16 protein-coding genes and 5 tRNA genes are annotated in these 17,427 nt (G+C 71.4%); 8 read left to right on the top strand and 13 right to left on the bottom strand.

Annotated features, from left to right (window positions below; genetic code table 11):
* The 11 genes from rplA to WMF20_RS02905 all read right to left on the bottom strand — a co-directional run bounded on the left by rplA (window position 1) and on the right by WMF20_RS02905 (window position 4,692).
* Window positions 1–711 (bottom strand): 50S ribosomal protein L1, encoded by a 711-nt coding sequence (gene rplA / locus WMF20_RS02955; RefSeq protein WP_129572916.1) that lies wholly within the window; start codon window positions 709–711, stop codon window positions 1–3.
* Window positions 712–856: 145 nt separating this feature from the next.
* Complete coding sequence (gene rplK, locus WMF20_RS02950) at window positions 857–1,300, bottom strand: 50S ribosomal protein L11 (RefSeq protein ID WP_129572915.1); 444 nt, start codon at window positions 1,298–1,300, stop codon at window positions 857–859.
* 117 nt (window positions 1,301–1,417) lie between these two features.
* A complete protein-coding gene (gene nusG, locus WMF20_RS02945) occupies window positions 1,418–1,948 on the bottom strand; it encodes a transcription termination/antitermination protein NusG (protein ID WP_020732609.1) in 531 nt (176 codons plus the stop codon).
* Window positions 1,949–1,978: 30 nt separating this feature from the next.
* Window positions 1,979–2,605, bottom strand: coding sequence for a preprotein translocase subunit SecE (gene secE, locus WMF20_RS02940; protein ID WP_437610499.1), 627 nt, complete (start codon window positions 2,603–2,605; stop codon window positions 1,979–1,981).
* Window positions 2,606–2,692: 87 nt separating this feature from the next.
* Window positions 2,693–2,765 (bottom strand) — tRNA-Trp (locus tag WMF20_RS02935).
* 29 nt (window positions 2,766–2,794) lie between these two features.
* Window positions 2,795–2,965 carry a 50S ribosomal protein L33 gene (rpmG, locus tag WMF20_RS02930; protein WP_020732607.1) on the bottom strand — a complete coding sequence of 57 codons (171 nt, stop codon included), beginning with the start codon at window positions 2,963–2,965 and terminating at the stop codon, window positions 2,795–2,797.
* 9 nt (window positions 2,966–2,974) lie between these two features.
* Window positions 2,975–4,165 (bottom strand): elongation factor Tu, encoded by a 1,191-nt coding sequence (tuf, locus tag WMF20_RS02925; protein ID WP_129344884.1) that lies wholly within the window; start codon window positions 4,163–4,165, stop codon window positions 2,975–2,977.
* 52 nt (window positions 4,166–4,217) lie between these two features.
* Window positions 4,218–4,293, bottom strand: a tRNA-Thr gene (locus WMF20_RS02920).
* 13 nt (window positions 4,294–4,306) lie between these two features.
* Window positions 4,307–4,382 (bottom strand) — tRNA-Gly (locus WMF20_RS02915).
* Window positions 4,383–4,456: 74 nt separating this feature from the next.
* A tRNA-Tyr gene (locus WMF20_RS02910) sits at window positions 4,457–4,538 on the bottom strand.
* Window positions 4,539–4,619: 81 nt separating this feature from the next.
* Window positions 4,620–4,692: transfer RNA gene (locus WMF20_RS02905), tRNA-Thr, on the bottom strand.
* An 875-nt stretch (window positions 4,693–5,567) separates the two neighbouring features.
* On the opposite strand from WMF20_RS02905, the gene WMF20_RS02900 reads away from it, so the two are divergent.
* Together WMF20_RS02900 and WMF20_RS02895 are read left to right on the top strand one after the other, a co-directional pair.
* Window positions 5,568–7,367 (top strand): serine/threonine-protein kinase, encoded by a 1,800-nt coding sequence (locus WMF20_RS02900; protein WP_437610497.1) that lies wholly within the window; start codon window positions 5,568–5,570, stop codon window positions 7,365–7,367.
* Between the two features lie 259 nt (window positions 7,368–7,626).
* The gene (locus WMF20_RS02895) at window positions 7,627–7,920 is read left to right on the top strand and encodes a hypothetical protein (protein ID WP_437610495.1); all 294 of its coding nucleotides are present in this window, start codon (window positions 7,627–7,629) and stop codon (window positions 7,918–7,920) included.
* Between the two features lie 207 nt (window positions 7,921–8,127).
* On the opposite strand, the gene WMF20_RS02890 is transcribed toward WMF20_RS02895, so the two are convergent.
* The gene (locus WMF20_RS02890; RefSeq protein WP_437610493.1) at window positions 8,128–9,756 is read right to left on the bottom strand and encodes an MXAN_5187 C-terminal domain-containing protein; all 1,629 of its coding nucleotides are present in this window, start codon (window positions 9,754–9,756) and stop codon (window positions 8,128–8,130) included.
* A 5-nt stretch (window positions 9,757–9,761) separates the two neighbouring features.
* Window positions 9,762–10,517: a hypothetical protein gene (locus tag WMF20_RS02885; RefSeq protein ID WP_237244980.1), complete on the bottom strand. Its 756-nt coding sequence runs from the start codon at window positions 10,515–10,517 to the stop codon at window positions 9,762–9,764.
* 213 nt (window positions 10,518–10,730) lie between these two features.
* Between WMF20_RS02885 and WMF20_RS02880 the strand changes: the two genes are divergently transcribed.
* The 6 genes from WMF20_RS02880 to WMF20_RS02855 all read left to right on the top strand — a co-directional run bounded on the left by WMF20_RS02880 (window position 10,731) and on the right by WMF20_RS02855 (window position 17,292).
* Complete coding sequence (locus WMF20_RS02880) at window positions 10,731–12,215, top strand: prolipoprotein diacylglyceryl transferase (protein WP_437610491.1); 1,485 nt, start codon at window positions 10,731–10,733, stop codon at window positions 12,213–12,215.
* A 3-nt stretch (window positions 12,216–12,218) separates the two neighbouring features.
* On the top strand, window positions 12,219–12,908 hold the full coding sequence (hisIE, locus tag WMF20_RS02875) for a bifunctional phosphoribosyl-AMP cyclohydrolase/phosphoribosyl-ATP diphosphatase HisIE (protein ID WP_129572911.1): 690 nt from the start codon (window positions 12,219–12,221) through the stop codon (window positions 12,906–12,908).
* Window positions 12,909–13,192: 284 nt separating this feature from the next.
* Window positions 13,193–14,095 carry a hypothetical protein gene (locus WMF20_RS02870; RefSeq protein WP_237244979.1) on the top strand — a complete coding sequence of 301 codons (903 nt, stop codon included), beginning with the start codon at window positions 13,193–13,195 and terminating at the stop codon, window positions 14,093–14,095.
* A gap of 81 nt (window positions 14,096–14,176) precedes the next feature.
* Window positions 14,177–15,796, top strand: coding sequence for a BamA/TamA family outer membrane protein (locus WMF20_RS02865; RefSeq protein WP_437610488.1), 1,620 nt, complete (start codon window positions 14,177–14,179; stop codon window positions 15,794–15,796).
* Entirely contained in the window at window positions 15,793–16,584 is a 792-nt protein-coding gene (locus WMF20_RS02860) for a hypothetical protein (protein WP_437610486.1), read from the top strand. The genes WMF20_RS02865 and WMF20_RS02860 overlap by 4 nt, the downstream gene beginning before the upstream one ends.
* A gap of 99 nt (window positions 16,585–16,683) precedes the next feature.
* On the top strand, window positions 16,684–17,292 hold the full coding sequence (locus WMF20_RS02855; protein ID WP_437610484.1) for a precorrin-2 dehydrogenase/sirohydrochlorin ferrochelatase family protein: 609 nt from the start codon (window positions 16,684–16,686) through the stop codon (window positions 17,290–17,292).
* Window positions 17,293–17,427 lie beyond the last annotated feature (135 nt).

Here is a 17,427-nt window from a genome sequence, read left to right as displayed (position 1 = left end):
CTACGCCTCCTCTGTCTTGCCGACGAAGTGGACCGGGTCGATACGAACCCCCGGGCCCATCGTCGAGGACATCGTGATGCTCCGGAGGTAGATGCCCTTGGCCGTCGCCGGCTTGGCCCGGACGAGCGCCTGGATCAGCGCGTCCGCGTTGACCTGGAGCGCGTTCTCCGCGAAGGAGACCTTGCCGATCCGAGCGTGGACGATGCCCGCCTTCTCGACGCGGTACTCGACCTTGCCGGCCTTGGCCTCGGTGATGGCCGTCTTCACGTCGAACGTGACCGTCCCGACCTTGGGGTTCGGCATCAGGCCGCGCGGACCGAGGATACGGCCGAGCTTGCCCACCAGGCCCATCATGTCGGGCGTCGCGATCACGCGGTCAAAGTCCATGAAGCCTTCCTGGACCTTGTTCACGAGATCCGCCTCGCCGACGAAATCGGCCCCGGCAGCCTCGGCCTCCCTGGCCTTCTCGCCCTTGGCGAACACCAGCACCCGGAGCGACTGCCCCGTACCATGCGGGAGCACCACGGCGCCGCGGACCATCTGGTCCGCGTGCCGCGGGTTGACCCCCAGCCGGACCGCGAGGTCCACCGTCTCGTCGAACTTGGCAGGCGCGGCTTGCTTCACGAGCGCGCAGGCCTCCTGCAACGTGTACTTTCGAGCGCGATCGACGACTGCTCGCGCTGCGAGTTTCTTCTTGGCGACTTTCGGCACATGCCCTCCTTCTTAACGGCTCTCGCCTCCCACGGTGCGCCTCAAACTACCGTGGTAAGTCTTCTATCCCGACCGCCGGTGCGCCCTCCTCGGAGCGCCGCCAGGCGGCGCGCATCCCCGACCGCGGGGAGCGCTGCGACCCACCTCAGTCGACGATGTCGATGCCCATCGAGCGGGCCGTGCCCGCCATGCTGCGCATCGCGGACTCGAGGTTCGTCGTGTTCATGTCCTGCATCTTGAGCTGGGCGAGCTCCTGCAGCTGCTTCTGCGTGACCTTGCCCACCTTGACCTTGTTGGGCTCCTTGGAACCCGCGCCCGGCTTCTTCTTGGTCTCGAGCCCCGCCGCCTTCTTGAGGAGGACGGAGGCCGGCGGCGTCTTCATGATGAACGTGAACGAGCGGTCCGAGTAGACCGTGATCACCACCGGGATGATCATGTCTCCCTGCGCTGCCGTCCGCGAGTTGAAGTCCTTGCAGAACGCCATGATGTTGACGCCGTGCTGGCCGAGCGCCGGACCGACGGGGGGCGACGGGTTGGCCTTGCCCGCCGGAAGCTGCAGCTTCACGTACCCAGTGACTTTCTTCGCCATGATGAATCTCGCACCCTATCGAACCGCCGCCCGACGGGCGGTCTACTTTTCAGAGAAACAGCGGAGCGCCGCGGAGGCGCGGCGCTCGCCCGCAGGTTTGCAGCCGTTCGCCCCCGGCTAGCGCTTCTCCACGGCTGAGAAGTCGAGCTCCACGCTGGTGGGTCGGCCGAAGATGCTGACCTTCACCTTGAGCTTCTGCTTGTCCATCTTCACGTCGTCGACCGTGCCGGTGAAGTTCGCGAAGGCCCCGTCCAGGACCCGCACCTCCTCACCCACCTCGAACGTGAGCCGCGGCTTCGGCTTGACCGACCCCTCGACGATGCCCCGCCGGAGGTTGTCGATCTGCACCAGCGGGACTTCCTGCGGCGTCTGGTTGCCGATGAAGCCGGTCACCTTGGGCGTGTCCTTGACCAGGTGCCAGACCTGCTCGTTCATCTCCATCTCGACGAAGATGTAGCCGGGCAAGCTGAGCTTCTGACGGACGCGCGTCTTGCCGCCGGGACGGTTCTCCGTGACCGTCTCGCTCGGGATGAGGATCTCGCCGAACCGATCTTCCAGTCCGTACTGCTTCACGCGCTGCTGGAGCGCGTCGCGCACCTTCGCCTCGTATCCCGAGTAGGTATGGATGACGTACCACTTCTTGGCCATGGCGCTTGATTCCCTCAGGATCCCCCTGCTTCAGCTTCCATCGCCGTAAACGATGTTGGTCACGAACGCCCAGAAGCGGTCGAGCAGCGCCAGGTAGAGGGTCGCCACGGTGGTCGTCGCGATGACGACGAACGTCGCGTTCGTCACCTCTTTTTTGGTCGGCCACTTCACCTTCGCCAGCTCGGAGGCGACCTCGTCGCTCCAGGTGCGGAGCTCCGCGTTGCGGAACGCACGCAGCACGACGATGAGCGCGACCACGCCGCCGACGACCATGCCGTAGGTCGTCTTGTCGTCGTCACCCACCGCGGAGACCGCCGGCAGCGCTCGGCTGAACCAGTCCTTGTTGGAGAGGGTCGCCCAGACGCCGTGGATGATCTTGCCGAGCAGGTAAGCGAGCAGCATCCCCGAGGCGAAGAAGCCGGCGAGCACATAGCGCTCGGTCCCGAGCTGCGTGGCCGCGACCTCTTCCTCGGCCTCCTCGGCGTCCTCGTGCTCGCCGGCGCGCTGCGCCTCGGCGCTCCCGGCGTCAGCGGCTTCCGGCTCCTCGCCCTGCGTCACGAGGGACGACGCTTCGGCGGGCGCGGGCGGTCCAGATTCATCCGGCTCCCCATCCTCCGCGACCTTCGGCGTTTGCTTGTCTTTTTGACCCTTCGCCATAACCACACCAAACGCGCCGGCACGCGGCAGACAGAAGCCTGCTCGATGGGGCTCCGAGGGCGCCCCCTGGGCGCCCACATTCCCCGGCAGGGGCAGAGAGGCTCGAACTCCCGACCTGCGGATTTGGAATCCGCTGCTCTACCAACTGAGCTATACCCCTAGAATCGTTGCGCCTTCCTGAGCACCCGTTCACTTCGTCTCGTTGTGAACCGTGTGCTTCTTGCACTGCTTGCAGAACTTCTTGAGCGAAACCACCTGGTCGGGCGCCTTCGTGGTCTTGTAGTTCCGCGACTTGCACTCGCAGCAGGCCAGTGAGACGGCGATGCGCGCCGCACGCCACCCACCGGCCTGCTCGCCCACGTCGGCCTCCTACGCGAGGATCTTGGTGACGACGCCGGCGCCCACCGTCTTGCCGCCCTCGCGGATGGCGAAGCGCATCTGCTCCTCCAGCGCGACCGGGGCGATGAGCTCGATCGTCATCGTGATGTTGTCGCCCGGCATCACCATCTTCACCCCCTCGGGGAGGTTCACCGTGCCGGTCACGTCCGTCGTCCGGATGTAGAACTGCGGCCGGTAGTTGGTGAAGAACGGCGTGTGGCGCCCGCCCTCCTCCTTCTTGAGGACGTACACCTCACCGGTGAACTTCGTGTGCGGCGTGATCGACCCGGGCTTCGCCAGCACCTGGCCGCGCTCGATCTCTTCCTTCTCCACGCCGCGGAGCAGACACCCGACGTTGTCGCCCGCCTGCCCCTGGTCGAGCAGCTTCCGGAACATCTCGACGCCGGTCACGACCGACTTCTTCGTGTCCTTGAAGCCGATGATCTGCACCTCGTCGCCGACCTTGATCACGCCGCGCTCGATGCGGCCCGTGGCCACCGTGCCGCGGCCCTTGATCGAGAACACGTCCTCGACCGCCATCAGGAACGGCTTGTCGATGTCGCGCACCGGCTCGGGGATGTAGCTGTCCAGCGCGTTGAGCAGCTGCTGGATCGTCTCCTCCCACTTCGGGTCGCCCTGGAGCGCGGGCAGCGACGCGCCCCGGACCACCGGCGCGTTGTCGCCGTCGAACTTGTACTTCGACAGGAGCTCGCGGACCTCCATCTCGACCAGGTCCAGCATCTCCGGGTCGTCCACGGCGTCGCACTTGTTCAGGAACACGACGATGTGGTTCAGGCCGACCTGCCGGGCGAGCAGCACGTGCTCGCGCGTCTGCGGCATCACGCTGTCGAGCGCCGACACGACGAGGATGGCCCCGTCCATCTGCGCCGCGCCCGTGATCATGTTCTTGATGTAGTCGGCGTGCCCGGGGCAGTCGACGTGCGCGTAGTGGCGCTTCTCGGACTCGTACTCGACGTGCGCCGCCGCGATGGTCACCGTCTTGGTCTCGTCACGGACCGTCCCGCCCTTCGCGATGTCGGCGTACGAGATCGCCTTCGCCAGCTGGCGCTTCGACTGCACCTTGACGAGCGCGGCCGTGAGCGTGGTCTTGCCGTGGTCGATGTGGCCGATGGTGCCCACGTTCACGTGCGGCTTCGTACGAGTGAATTTCTCCTTGGCCATCGAGATGTCTCCTGCCGAAATGAAGTTCGCGACTGCGTTGCGCTGTCCTCGCTGGAGCCCACCATCGGGATTGAACCGACGACCTCGTCCTTACCAAGGACGTGCTCTGCCAACTGAGCTAGGTGGGCAAACGACCGACCATGGAGCGGGCGACCGGGTTCGAACCGGCGACGTTCAGCTTGGAAGGCTGACGCTCTACCAACTGAGCTACGCCCGCGGGGTTCCGCCGGGAGTGTTCCCAGCGGATCTACTTCTTGGTCGGACCGCTGTCGGAGCGAACGACCGCTCCGGTGGAGGGTGATGGATTCGAACCATCGTAGGCATTGCCGGCAGATTTACAGTCTGCTCCCTTTGGCCGCTCGGGCAACCCTCCAGATTTTCTCTCTTTTCTTTATCTTACCGCGTTTGTCCGTCCCGTGGCCTCCCGAACCGTCGACCTGCTGCCTTGCATCGGAGCTGGCGAGGGGACTTGAACCCCTAACCCCCTGCTTACAAGGCAGGTGCTCTACCGATTGAGCTACGCCAGCGACATCGACCCGCTGCTCGCCCCCGGGGCTCCGGGAGGCGTGCGTGCTGACCTAGCGATATGTCCCAAGATCGATCACTTCTGTGCGAGCAATCAACTCCCGGCCCTGCTGGACCGTCAGCCTGCGCGGCTCGGGGCATCCCGAGCCGGGCTGGACCGCAGCGAGGTGGAGCAGCTGGTGCTGTTCACGTCGCTCCGAAGGTAGACGAGTCCCGCGAAGGGAGGAGGCTCTTAGCCCCCTGCAAGAGACGTGTCAAGCGGTGTGCATCGTTTTCGTCCCGTTTTCGTCCGTTTCGCTGGAATCGGCTGCGAAAGCGCGGGTCAAGCGCGCCGTCGAGCTGCGGCGGGCCGGAGCTCCTGCCTCGTCCGGCAGCGCCGATCTCGCTCGAGTGACGACCGTTTTCAAGGCGGACGTCGCGCCCAGCGCGAAGCGGCGCGGCGCGGGAGCGGCGCGGGCTCGATCCACACCTTCGCCGCCGGGCACGGCGGCGGGCCCAAGCCGCACGATGGCGCCGCGCCGGCACGACGGCGAGCCCGCGCCGCACCGTCGTCGCGCCGCGCCCTCCGGAGCACGACGCCGTCGCGACGCGCGGCGCGCTCCGGAGCACGACGCCGTCGCGACGCGCGCGCTCGCGGGGAGCCACGGGAGGCGAGCGAAGGCACGCTAGGGCACGCGAAGTCGCGGGAAGTCGCGGGAAGCCACGGGAAGTCACGGCAGACGCTCCGTGGCCGCGCCTCGGGCGAGCAAGAGCTCCCTTGCGCTCGGCGCGCGGCTGCTGCGATCCTGCCCGGCGCACGTTCGCTCGAGCGCGCAGCGGAGCAGCGCCGGGCGTCGTCGCGGTTCGTCACGCTTCGGGGGGGTAGAGGTTCGATCGCATGGACTGTCCCGCTTGCCATCAGCCAAACATCGATGGGGCGCGCTTCTGCGCCACGTGCGGCGCGCTCCTCCCTGTCGCGCCGGTGGAGGCAGACCCGCTCATCGGCACGATCGTGGGCGGCCGGTTCCGGATCGTCGGGGTGCTCGGCGAGGGCGGGATGGGCCGCGTCTACAACGGCGAGCAGCCGATGGGGACCTCGGTGCGGAAGGTCGCCATCAAGACGCTCCTCTCGCAGCACGCGAAGGACCCTCAGGTGGTCGCGCGCTTCATGCGGGAGTGCGGCACGGTCAGCGAGCTCGAGCACCCGAACACGATCAAGGTCTACGACTTCGGGCAGACGAACACCGGGGAGCTCTACATCGCGATGGAGCTCCTCACCGGGCAGTCGCTGGAGACGGCGCTCGAGCGAGGCGGCGCGCTGGCGCCCGAGCGGGTCGATCGCATCCTCGCGCAGGTGTGCGGGTCGCTCCAGGAGGCCCACGAGAAGGGGATCGTCCACCGCGACCTGAAGCCCGCCAACATCTTCCTGACCAGGCGCGCCGGCGAAGAGGACTACGTCAAGGTCCTCGACTTCGGCATCGCGAAGCGCGACGAGCGCAGCGCCAAGGCCGAGCAGAAGCTGACGCAGCAGGGGACGGTGCTCGGGACGCCGCCGTACATGAGCCCCGAGCAGTTCACGGGCAAGGAGCTCGACGCGAGGAGCGACATCTACTCGCTCGGCGTGCTGGGGTACGAGATGCTCACCGGGCGCCTGCCGTTCGAGGCCGACACCCCGTGGGCGTGGGCGACGCAGCACATGACGGCGCAGCCGTTCCCGTTCGAGGCCGTGCCGATGGGCGCCGCGGCCCCGGCGAAGATGAAGGCGGCCGTCATGAGGGCCCTCAGCAAGAACCGCGAGGACCGCCAGCAGTCGGCGCGGGAGTTCTACGAGGAGCTCACCATCGGCGCCGGGCCCCGCCTCTCGGTGCTCGGGACGCCGCCCCGCACCCAGGTCGGGCTCGAGGCCCCGACCAGCGGGACCGCGCTGATGCCGTCGCGCTCGGGTCAGACCCAGATCGGCGAGCCGCTGTTCGTCGCGGGGCCGCCCACGGGACCGGGCAAGACCGTCGTCCCCCACCACGCCGCCACCGTGATGGACCAGGCGGCGCTGCCGGGGGGCGCCGTGCCGGCCCACCCGCCCGTGAACACGGGCAGCGGTCAGGTGTTCCCCGCGCCGCCGCCGCCGCCGGTGCAGAAGAGCAAGACGGCCCCGATCCTCGCCGCGGTCGCGGCCGTCGCGGTGCTCGGCGTCGTGGGCGTCGTCATGATGACGAAGCGGGGCAGCGGGGGCGCGACCGAGGAGAGCACGTCGACCGCGATCCCCCTGCCCTCGGGCGCATCGTCCGTGGCGCCGCCCGTCTCCGTCGCGTCGGACCCGACCGTGCCCCCGCCGACGAGCGAGCCCTCCACCCCGGAGCCCCCGCCCGAGCAGGCGGGTCAGGTCAAGACGCCCCCCGACCCCACGAAGAGCACGCCGACCCCGACCGCCGGGCCCAAAACCCCGCCCGCCGGCAACGAGAAGGCCGAGCAGGAGTGCAGGGCCGCGATCAACCTGGCGAACGGCGGCAACACGGATCTCGCGGTGAAGCGCTTCGCGGCCTGCGACGGCCCCAGGAAGGCCGAGGCGAGGGCCGCGATCAGCGCGAGCGCCAAGCGGGCCGTCGCCTCCAAGGGGTGCGCGGCCAAGTCCCACGCCATGGCTGCCGCGCGCATCGGGGCGGGTGAGGCGATGTCCCAGCTGCCGGCGCGGTGTCAGTGACCATGCCGCGCGGACGTGGCCGACGTGGCGAACGCCGCGAGACGAACGTGGCGAACGGAGCGGCGCGGGTGCGACGGCTGTGGACGATCGGGCTCAACGCCGGGCGGGTCCGGTCTGTTCCAGGCTTGCCTTGACGCCCGATTTTGACCGATGCTAGATCCTGCCCCGACGGGTTCTGAAAGTTCAGTGAACGCCACAACCTGGCTTGGTAGGTTGGCGCTTGACTTTGGAACATGGGGGAGAAGGTCGCTCACGGGAAATGGGCAGTAAGATTCGTTTGGCCGCGCCTCGAATGACCTGGCGCGACATATGTCGATCCGAACAGTTTGCTGGGCGATGGATCGCCCTTGACAACGTCCGATACGTTCAGGGCGGCTGTCAGCCGGCCGAGGCCGACGTCGTGGACGCCGACGACGACCTGGCCGACTTATGCGCGCGGATGCGCGAAGCCGATCGTACGGCCTGTGCGATCCTCTTCGTCGAGGAGGAGGCCGGGGTTCCGTCACAGGTCCAGCGACTGCCGCAGCTCTGGCGCCGCGTCGCGCACCACTGACCGGTCACAACCACATCATCCAACCCGCGACCTGACGTAACGAGCGCTTCCGGAGCGACACGGCGCGCCGGGCACGGCTCGGCGAGCTCAGCTCCTGGGGCTCGCCGCGGTGGCAGTGGTGCGCGCGCGCCAGCGCCCGCCTTGGCGGGTCGCGCCCCCCCGGGGCCGCCTGGATCTGGCGGAGCCCGGCTGAGCGACGACGACCGGCTACTTCAGGATCGGCTTCAGCAGCGTCTTGCCGTCCTTGACGACGACGTCGTAGTCCACCGACTTGGCCGGGTTCGTCGCGCGCAGCTTCGCAGCCTGCGCGCGGAGGCTCTCGGCGAGGCGCTCGTAGGTGACGCCGGCCGTCGATTCCCGCGCGGCGCGCTTTGTCTCGACGTACTTCGCGTAGATCTGGCGCAGCCGTTGTTCCGGGAGCTCGTCGTCGCGCGCGGCCGATCGCTGCGGGGGCGGCCCGGGCCGCGGGCGCGCCGCGGGGTCCAGGCCGGCGCGCGCGGCCTCCGGCGGGCGCGACGATGCGCGCGGCGTCGCGTGCCGCGCTCCGCCGCTCGCCGTACCCGTGTCCGCCGCGGGCGGCGCGGTGGAGCGACGGCGCCGGCTCGGCGGCGGTCGCTCCGAGTGCACGCGGTCCTGCCGCCTCGCACCAGCGCCCCTCGCCTCGCCAGCCGCCGCGGTGGCGGGCGGCGCTGCGGCTGCCGGCGCTGCGGCTGCCGGCGCCTTCGCGGCGCCCGGAGCCGATGCGGTCGGCGGCGCTGCGGCTGCGGCTGCCGGCGCCTTCGCGGCGCCCGGGGCCGACGCGGCTGCCGGCGCGGCCGCAGCGCTCGGCGCAGCTCGGACGGGCAGCGGTGGCGGCGGTCGCTTCGGCGGAGCAGCCGGCGGCTCGGACGCGACGTCCGTCAGGGCCCCGGGAGACCCGGCGGCGACCGCCGCCGCGTCGCCGGTCTTGGCGCTCTGCGCGCGCTGAGCGCGCATCTCCGCCGCGAGCTCGGCCAACCGCTGGCGGTTGGCGGCGCCCGTCGCGGGCGGCGCCCGGTCGGCGGCGGTGCGCGCGGAGGTCCTCACCCCCGCTGGCGCTGCCTCGGTCGGCTTCGCTTCGGCCGGCTTCGCCTCGGCCGGCTTGATCTCCGGCGGCTTCTGCTGGGGCCTGGTCAGGCCGAGCCCCCGGGGCAAGCCCCCCAGCGGGGCCGGCTTCACGGCCGCCGCCGCTTGCGGCGTGGCGGGCGGCACCAGGGCGGGGCGCACCTGCGGGCCGGCGGGCGCCGGGGCCGGCGGCGGTGCGATCGGCGGCGCGACGGCCTCATACGGCGAGGCCTCCTCGGCGGCCAGCTCGACCGGCGGCTGCTTGCGCGACGGCGACGCGGCGGGCAGCGGCGGCGGCGCCAGCGTGACCGCCTCGTCGTCGACGTCGATCTCCTCGTGATCGTCGGTGTCATCGCGGCGGGCTGCCTCGCGCGCCGCCTGCTGCTCGGCGAGCTCCGCGTAGCGCTCCGCCCGCTTCCGGCCGACGATCGTGAGCGCCTCCTTCGTTCCGACCCGCTTCGCTGCGCGGATGACGTCGCGACGGTACGTCCCGTTCTCGATCTCGCGCGCGATGCGGCCCCAGTACTGCTGGAACGTGTTGTAGCGCTGGAACAGCATCTGGAACTTGAACCGGAGCCCGGTGTTCCTGATCTGCTCCCGCCGCATCACCCAGATGCGGCGCTCGACGTCCTTGCGCGGGATGAGCGGCTCGATCCGCTCGATCCCCATGAAGTACTGCTCGTACAGCGCGCGCAGCCGCTCGATGCGCGTCTCCAGCTCCTCAAGCTCCCGTTCGACCTCGCTCGATTCCATCGCGGCTAGAGGGGCGTGATGCGCAGGTTGTCGAAGCAGACTGGCGCATCCCAGTCGTTGAAGCCCAGGTGCTCGTGCCCAGGGCCGGAGAGCGGCGCGGGATCGCTGAGCTCCAAGGTGTCGACGCCGTTGACCGACCAGGAGAGCGTCCTGCCGTCGCGGCGCTCGATCCGGAAGCGGTACGGCTGCCCCGGCGCGACCGGGCGCGCGCGCTCGTCGTCGCTGTCCGGATCCACGTCGATCTCGAGGCGATCCGAGCCGTGCTCGTCGAGCCGGGCGAGCACGTGCTTCGTGTTCTTCCATCCGCCGAGGATCACGAGGTAGCTCGTCGCGTTCGTGTAGCTCGCCGCCGTCGCGCCGCTCCGTCCATCGCCCCAGAGCTCCGCCTTGAGATCGCCGTCGGGGGCCTCGGCGATGGCGTCGAACTCGATCCGAGCGTTCTCGGGCAGCGGCCGTCTCAACCACACGCCGCGGTTCCGCGCGCCGCGGACGCAGAGCCGCCCCTCCTCGATCTTCCACTTGGGGCTGAGGGCGTTCCAGTCGGGGCCGAGCGCCGACCGGTCGAAATCGTCCTCGAACACCCCCGCGCGCTGCGCCCCCTGGACGCCGCCCGCGACGATCGACGCGGAGGTCGAGGCCGCGACCGTCCCGGCTGGCCGCGCGCTCGTGTCGCCGGTGGCCGGACCCTCGGGCACGCACGACGCGCTCACGAGCAGCGAAGGCACGGCGAACACGCTGACGGTGGCACGGCCAGAGAGCACGGAATCGATGCTAGCAGCGGTGCGCGCGGACTTCGAGACCGCTGGCGGACGCCATCGCCGGGAGGGAGTCGAGCCTGCGCCGCGCCGCCAGTCCGGGCGCATGGCGATCGCCCGACGCGGCCGGACCGGCGTCCGAAAGCGCCTTGGCTCGCCGCGTCATGCCCGAGAGACGGCGCTTGATGGGCCCCAATCCCGGGCGTAAGGAGAGGCGCCATGCATCCCATCCTGTTCCGCGTCCCGCTGCCCGTCTGGACCGTGCCCCTGCTCTGGGTCTTCCTGATCGCTGCGGGCATCGCCTTCGCGGGCGCGATCGGGCTGCTCATCGGCAAGAACAAGCCAGGCGCCGCTGCGGCGGGCGTCGCGGGCGTCGTGCTCGCCGTGCTCGCGTCCCAGTTCAAGGAGCAGACCTACACCCTGGGTCCGATCCCCATTTACAGCTACGGGGTCATGCTCGGCCTCTCGCTCGTCGTCGGCTGGTACCTGACGCTCGGGCTCGCGGAGCGCGACGGCCTGCCGAAGGAGACGATGGCGAACTGCTACGTCGTCACCGCGCTCGCCGCGGTCCTCGGCTCGCGCGTGCTCTACATCCTCACGAACCTCGACGAGTTCGACTCGTTCGGCGCGATGTTCGACATCCGCCGCGGCGGGCTCGTGGCGTACGGCGGGTTCCTGGGCGGCTTCCTGGGCTCGTACCTGTTCCTGCGGTCCCACCGGCTCCCGCTGCTCCCCTGGGCCGACGTCGCCGTCCCGAGCCTCGCCTCGGGCCTCATGATCACGCGCATCGGCTGCTACCTCTTCGGCTGCGATTTCGGCCGGCCGCTCGGCGAGACGGCGCCCGCCTGGCTGAAGAAGCTCGGCACGTTCCCCCACTGGGCCGAGGGCACGCTGGACCACGGCAGCGGGTCCCCGGCGTGGGTGCAGCACGTCAAGGAGCGCGGGCTGGATCCGACCTCCGAGGCGTCGCTCGCCGTGCACCCGACGCAGATCTACGAGTCGCTCGTCGGCGCGGGGCTGCTCGCGCTCCTGCTCCTCGCGCGACGGCGGCAGAAGTTCCGCGGCGAGATCTTCCTGCTCTTCACGTTCTCCTACGGCGTCTGCCGCTACCTGCTCGAGCTCCTGCGCGACGACGCGGAGCGCGGCTCGATCCCGCCGACGCTCCCGGAGCACGTGCTGCTCCCCGCCGGCCTCCTCGTCTTCGCCGTGGGGTACACGATCGGGTTCTCCCACGTCATCCGCAACGACGTGGCGCGCAAGGTGACGCAGGCGCTCGCCTTCGTCCCCGCGGTCGCCCTGTACCTCGCCCTCAAGCCCGAGACGTTCGGCGCGTCCACGGCGCTCCAGTACTCGACCTCCCAGGCGGTCGCGCTGGCGACCGGGCTCGGCGCGTCGATCGCGTTCGCGGTCTACTACAAGGCCGCCCTGGACCACCCGGAGCAGGCGATGGCGCTCCACCTCCCGCAGAGCCAGCCCGCCGCCGACGACGAGGGCGATGAAGAGGACGAAGACGAGGACGAGGACGACGCGCCGGGCGACGGCGACGACGAGGAGGGCGCGCCGAGCGAGAAGCGCGGCGCGAAGGCGAAGGCCGGCGACAAGCCGTCGCGGGGGAAGCGCGGCAGCGCGAAGGACGGAGGCCGGGCGACGGCCCGCGAACGCGGCGCCGCTGCCGAGGCGCCCGACACCACCGGAGAGGCATAGGCTGTGAAGATCGCATTCGGAGAGGGCAAGCTCATTCCGGCCGTCGTGCAGGATCGGCTGACTGGACAGGTCCGGATGCTCGCGTACATGACGCGCGAGTCGCTCGCCCGGACGCTGGAGACGGGGCGCGCCACCTTCTTCAGCCGATCGCGCGGCGAGCTCTGGGAGAAGGGGGCGACGAGCGGCAACACGCTCGCCGTCACGAGCATTCACGCCGATTGCGACGGGGATGCGCTCCTCGTGCTCGCGGAGCCGCGCGGCCCGACGTGCCACACGGGCAGCGCGAGCTGCTTCTTCCGGCAGGTCGAGGCCCGCGGCGACGCCGAGCCGGAGGCCGCCGACGAGGGGCAGGACGCGTCCGCGGTGCTCGAGTCGCTCGAGCGGGAGATCGAGGCGCGCAAGGCGTCGTCGGCGACGAAGAGCTACACCCGCAAGCTGCTCGACGGCGGCGCGCCGCTCATCGGCGCGAAGCTGCGCGAGGAGGCCGGCGAGCTCGCGCAGGCGATCGCCGGGGAGAGCGACGATCGCGTCGCGTCGGAGGCGGCAGACGTCATCTACCACCTGCTGGTCGGCGTCGCGTCGCGCGGCGTCCCGCTGCGCGCGGTCCTCGCCGCGCTCGCGGCGCGCATGGGCACGAGCGGCCTCGTCGAGAAGGCGCAGCGAGCGCAGAAAGACCGGGCGGGAGCGCCGTGACGCGCCGCCGTCTCAGCGCGGCGGCGTGGGCGCAGGCGTGGCCGCCGCGCATCGCGCGAAGCCCTCGGTGAGCTGCCGCGAGGCGTCGGACCGCACCTCGCCGCAGCTCGCCATCGCGTAGCAAGACCGCCCCGGTCGCGGCGGCGCAGGCGAGGGCGAGGCAGCAGGCGGCCATGCGCTTCACGCGCCGAGCGTGTAGACCGTGAAAAGCGGGCGCAATCCGCCGTGGCCGCTGCGCCGCGGCGCGCCCTCCGCGCCGGCGAGGGATGGGCTATCCTGGAGGCGTGAGCCCGTTCCGTGAGCCGCCCGGCGTCGAGCTCGGCCCGCTGGAGGTCGGCCTCGGGCGCGCGGCGCGGCGAGCGATGGTGGGCCTCATCCCGAGCGGCGGAAGGCTCATCGCGCCCGACGGCTACGCGCGGCTCATCCAGGGCGAGGGCGGCGCCTTCCGCTGGCGGTCGCATGCGGCAGGCGCGCTGGGCTCGCTGGGGCTCTTGCTGGCGGCCGCCTGCGCCTTCGTCGCGGCGACCGGCGGCATCAGGCTGCGCGGCGTCGGTGCGACCGCCGCGACGGTGGCGCTCGTGATCGCCGGAGGGCTCTCGCTGGCCGCGGTGCTGCGCGCCCTCGATGCGCCGCGCGAGCGGCTCACCGTGCGCGGCGCCGTGGTCGGCAGGGCGGCGAGGCGCGCGCTCCGCAGCGCATTGCGCCTCGCCCGCCAGGCGGCGCGCGCGCCGGAGCGGTTCGGCCCCCGCCGCGTCGCCGCGCTGCGCAGGACGCTCTCCATGCTCGCGGATCCGCTCGTCGCCGACTGGATCCCCGCGGACGTGCGCGGCCGCGCGGAGCTCCTCCTGGCCCGCGCCATCGCCGCGAGCGCCGGCGCGCGCTGGACGCGCGACGCCGGCGTCCGCGACGAGGTTCGGTCGCTGCTGCTCGCCGCGGCCGATCACCTGCTCGAGCCGACGCCGGCCCGGCTGGATCTGCTCACGCTGGCGGAGCACACCGAGGCCGCCCCGATCTCGCGCGAGCCGCGGCGGCAGCAGCGCGCGCCCGCCGCGGCGCGGATCCGCCGCGGGGCGCCGTCGCCCGAAGCCCCTCCCGGCGACGACGCCGCGGACGCCGCGTCGCTCGCCGAGCTCGACGCGGCCGAGCCCGCCGGCGGAGGAGAAGGCCGTGCTATGGTGCGCCGTTGACCGGTGCCCCGCTGAGCGATGCGTCGTCGAAGGGTGCGTCGCTGACGCCGCAGCAGGCTCCGGCGGTGTCGCGGCGATCCTGTGAATCCTCCTCGATTCCGGAGCGCGTCACGCTCCCCGGCCATCCCCCTGCCCCCTGTGCTCCGCCGCGCGCTCCTCGCGCTCTGTAGCGCGCTGCTCGTGGGGTCGCGCCCGGGCCCTGCGCTCGGTCAAGGCGCGGAGGCGGCCGCCGGCGCGGGGACCGCGGCCCCCGAGCCGGCGCCTCGCGCGGCGGCGCGCCACCGCGCGGCCGGGCTGTCCGCCGGCGCGACGCCGCCGGAGAGGCACCGGGTCCGGTACACCCTCGACGGCATCGAGATCCGCGGCAACGTGCGGACCGCCGCGCGCGTGATCCTCCGCTACGTCAGGTTTCGCGCAGGCGGCGTGCTCGACGTCGAGGATCCGGAGATCGAGCTCACGCGCTACCGCCTCCTCGGGACCGGGTTCTTCGCGTCGGTCGGGCTGTCGCTCCGCAAAGGGGCCGAGCGTGGGAGCGCGACGCTCGTGATCGACGTGGTCGAGCGCAACACGTTCGTCGTGCAGGACCTCTGGCTCGGCATCGCGGCCGACGAGGACACGGCGGGCAACGCGCGGCCGCTCTCCGCGTTCACCGGCGTGCAGGCCGCCGAGACAAACCTCGCGGGGACCGGGATCACGCTCGGCGCCGGCGTCGGCCTCGCGGCGGACCAGCTCGCCCTGAGGACCCGCTTCGTCGATCCCGCGTTCGTCGGGACCCGCTGGTCGGCCGCGGTGACGGTGCTCTACAACGACGCGCGCGACTTCTTCGGCAACCGGGACGTCTCGTTCGAGTCCCCGCTGCTCGAGCAGCGCGAGGTCACGGGCTACGCGGTCGTCGCCTACAAGCGGTTCGGCGCGACGCTCGGCACGGGCCACGACGTCTCCTCCTCCTCGCAGCTGTCGCTCGACTACCACCTCGAGCAGATCGACGCGACCGTGCCCACGGTCGCCTCGCACATGCGCGGAGACCGCCGCGAGCCCATCGATTTCGACATCCTGGGCGGCAAGACGGTGCTCTCGTCGCTGCGCGCCGCGATCGACTACGACACGCGCGACGCGCCGTTCCTCACCACGCGGGGCACGCTCGCCTCCGTCGCGGTCACGGTGGGCGTCCCGCCGCTCGGCAGCGACTACGGCTACCAGAAGTTCGAGTTCGCCGCGCAACGCTGGTTCCGCCTCCCGATGCGGCACGTGCTCCGCGTCGAGGCGTTCGCCGGCGCCGTCGCGGGGGACGCGCCCTTCTTCGAGAAGTTCTACGTGGGCGACCTCACCGATCTCCTGCCGGATCGGCTGCTCGACCTCGCCCCCGATCGCAGGCAACCGCCGAACTTCCTCAGCACGGACATCATCGAGGTCCGGTACGGGGACTTCGCCGCGAAGCTCGAGGCGGAGTACCGGATCCCGGTCTACGCAGGCCGCGGATCGATCTACGGCGTCGATCTCTTCGGCGCCGCAGGCGTGTACGGGCTCGCGACCCGCCGCGAGTTCACCGATCCGCCGACCGGGTACGAGGGCTTCGCCCGCGTGCCCGTGGACATCACGTACAACCTCGGTCTGCGGGTCGACACGGCGGTCGGCGGCGTGACGCTCGCCTTCTCGAACCTGCTCGGGCTGATCCCGGCGCGGCGCGGTGAGCGGAAATGACCTGCCCTGGCGCAGGCCGCGGCGCGGCGCGCTGGCTCTGGATCGCGCTGCTCGCCGCGCTCTCCCTGGGCGCGCGCCGGGCGGCGGCCCAGGAGGGGCCCGGCGGTGCGGACGGCCGGCAGGGGACCAAGGAGATCGCCGACGCGGACGCGCAGCAGGCGCTCGGCACGCCGGCCGCGCTGCCCATGCGCGTGGCGAGCCTCTCGCTCGACAAGACGATCGTGCAGCTCACCGTCGGCTTCCGCGACGTGGTCGACGGCGAGATCTCGAAGAAGCTGCTCAGCGGGCTGCCGACCGTCATCACGATGCGCGGCTATCTCTTCCACGAGAGCGGGGGCAACCCGGTCGCGCTCGCCGCCAAGAGCTGCCGGATCGTCTACGACCTCTGGGACGAGGTGTTCCGGATCCAGCTGATCCAGGCCGGAGGTCAGTCGAGCACGGTCGCGGTCAACGTCGAGGGCGTGCTCCGCAACTGCGCCGAGGCCCGGAGGCTGCCGCTCGTGGAGCGGTCGCTCGTCCGCGACGGCAACCGCTATTTCGTGGCCGTGCTCGTCGAGGTGAACCCCATGAGCGCCGAGATGCTCGATCGCATCAAGCGGTGGGTCACGCGCCCGCCCGGCTCCACCGCGATCGGGCCCAGCGACTCGCTGTTCGGCTCCTTCGTCGGCCTGTTCGTGACGCGCATCGGCAACGCCGACCGGAGGCTCGCGTTCCGCACGCAGGCCTTCCTCCCGCCGGCTCCGCCGCCGAGCCCTCCCCCGCCGCCCCAGAGCCCCCCGAGCCGCTGAGGCGCGGCGCGCTCGCCCGCCGTCACGGCGCAGCGCCGCCGCGTCCGACGCTCGACAATCGCTGCGCGGCCAGCCCCGGTTCGTGTCTACTCCACCCCCATGCGCCTCTTTCCCATCGCGCTCGACCTCAACGGCCGGCGGGCCCTCGTCATCGGCGCCGACGGCGAGGTGCCCTACACCGTGGAGCGGCTCCTCTCGGCGGGCGCCCGCGTCTCCGTCGTGGCGCCGGGGCAGGTCGACGCGTCGATCGAGCGCGCCGCCCAGGAAGGGCGGCTCGAGCTGCACCGGCGGCCGTTCGCGGACGGCGACCTCGCCGGCGCGGCGATCGTGTTCCTCGCGCCGGGCGACGACGCGCTCTCGCGGCGTCTCCATCGCGAGCTCGCGGACGCCGGGCGACTCGTCTGCACGCTGGATCGCCCGGAGGTGTCGAGCTTCGCCAACCCTTCGGTGGTCTCCGCCTCCGGACTGACCATGAGCTTCAGCAGCCACGGCGTCAGCCCGGGGACGATACGGCGCATCCGGGAGGATCTCAGCGCGCTCTTCTCGGATCCCCGGTTCGCGCGCTACATCGAGGCGCTGCGGCGGCTCCGCGAGAGCCTCCCGCGGGGCGCCGAGCGGGCCGCGCGCATGCGGAAGGCCACCTCGGGCTTCGGCGTGGAGGCGAGGCTGCGGTTCCCTGCATGGGTGGAGCGCGGCGACGAGCCTTGATGTCCGGAGATGCCGCGGGCCGGGCCGGGGGCGCCGCGAACGAGGGGGCGCGCGGTCCCCCGATGGACGCGAAAACCCTTGTGTAAAGCGGCCTTCAAGGCTTAAGTGGGCGCCCACGCGACACTATCCGCGGAG

It is taken from the genome of Sorangium sp. So ce834 (assembly GCF_051521425.1).
Classification (GTDB): Bacteria; Myxococcota_A; Polyangia; order Polyangiales; family Polyangiaceae; genus Sorangium; species Sorangium cellulosum_D.
The sequence above is the reverse complement of the archived record's forward strand: the minus strand, read 5'-3'. Positions and strand labels throughout refer to the sequence as shown.

Coding starts and splice junctions, on each gene's coding strand:
- WMF20_RS02890 (WP_437610493.1), bottom strand. CDS start 9,756: ATGGAATCGAGCGAGGTCGAACGGGAGCTTGAGGAGCTGGAGACGCGC.
- WMF20_RS02895 (WP_437610495.1), top strand. CDS start 7,627: ATGGGCAGTAAGATTCGTTTGGCCGCGCCTCGAATGACCTGGCGCGAC.
- rplK (WP_129572915.1), bottom strand. CDS start 1,300: ATGGCGAAGAAAGTCACTGGGTACGTGAAGCTGCAGCTTCCGGCGGGC.
- tuf (WP_129344884.1), bottom strand. CDS start 4,165: ATGGCCAAGGAGAAATTCACTCGTACGAAGCCGCACGTGAACGTGGGC.
- WMF20_RS02860 (WP_437610486.1), top strand. CDS start 15,793: ATGACCTGCCCTGGCGCAGGCCGCGGCGCGGCGCGCTGGCTCTGGATC.
- WMF20_RS02880 (WP_437610491.1), top strand. CDS start 10,731: ATGCATCCCATCCTGTTCCGCGTCCCGCTGCCCGTCTGGACCGTGCCC.
- nusG (WP_020732609.1), bottom strand. CDS start 1,948: ATGGCCAAGAAGTGGTACGTCATCCATACCTACTCGGGATACGAGGCG.
- WMF20_RS02855 (WP_437610484.1), top strand. CDS start 16,684: ATGCGCCTCTTTCCCATCGCGCTCGACCTCAACGGCCGGCGGGCCCTC.
- secE (WP_437610499.1), bottom strand. CDS start 2,605: ATGGCGAAGGGTCAAAAAGACAAGCAAACGCCGAAGGTCGCGGAGGAT.
- WMF20_RS02900 (WP_437610497.1), top strand. CDS start 5,568: ATGGACTGTCCCGCTTGCCATCAGCCAAACATCGATGGGGCGCGCTTC.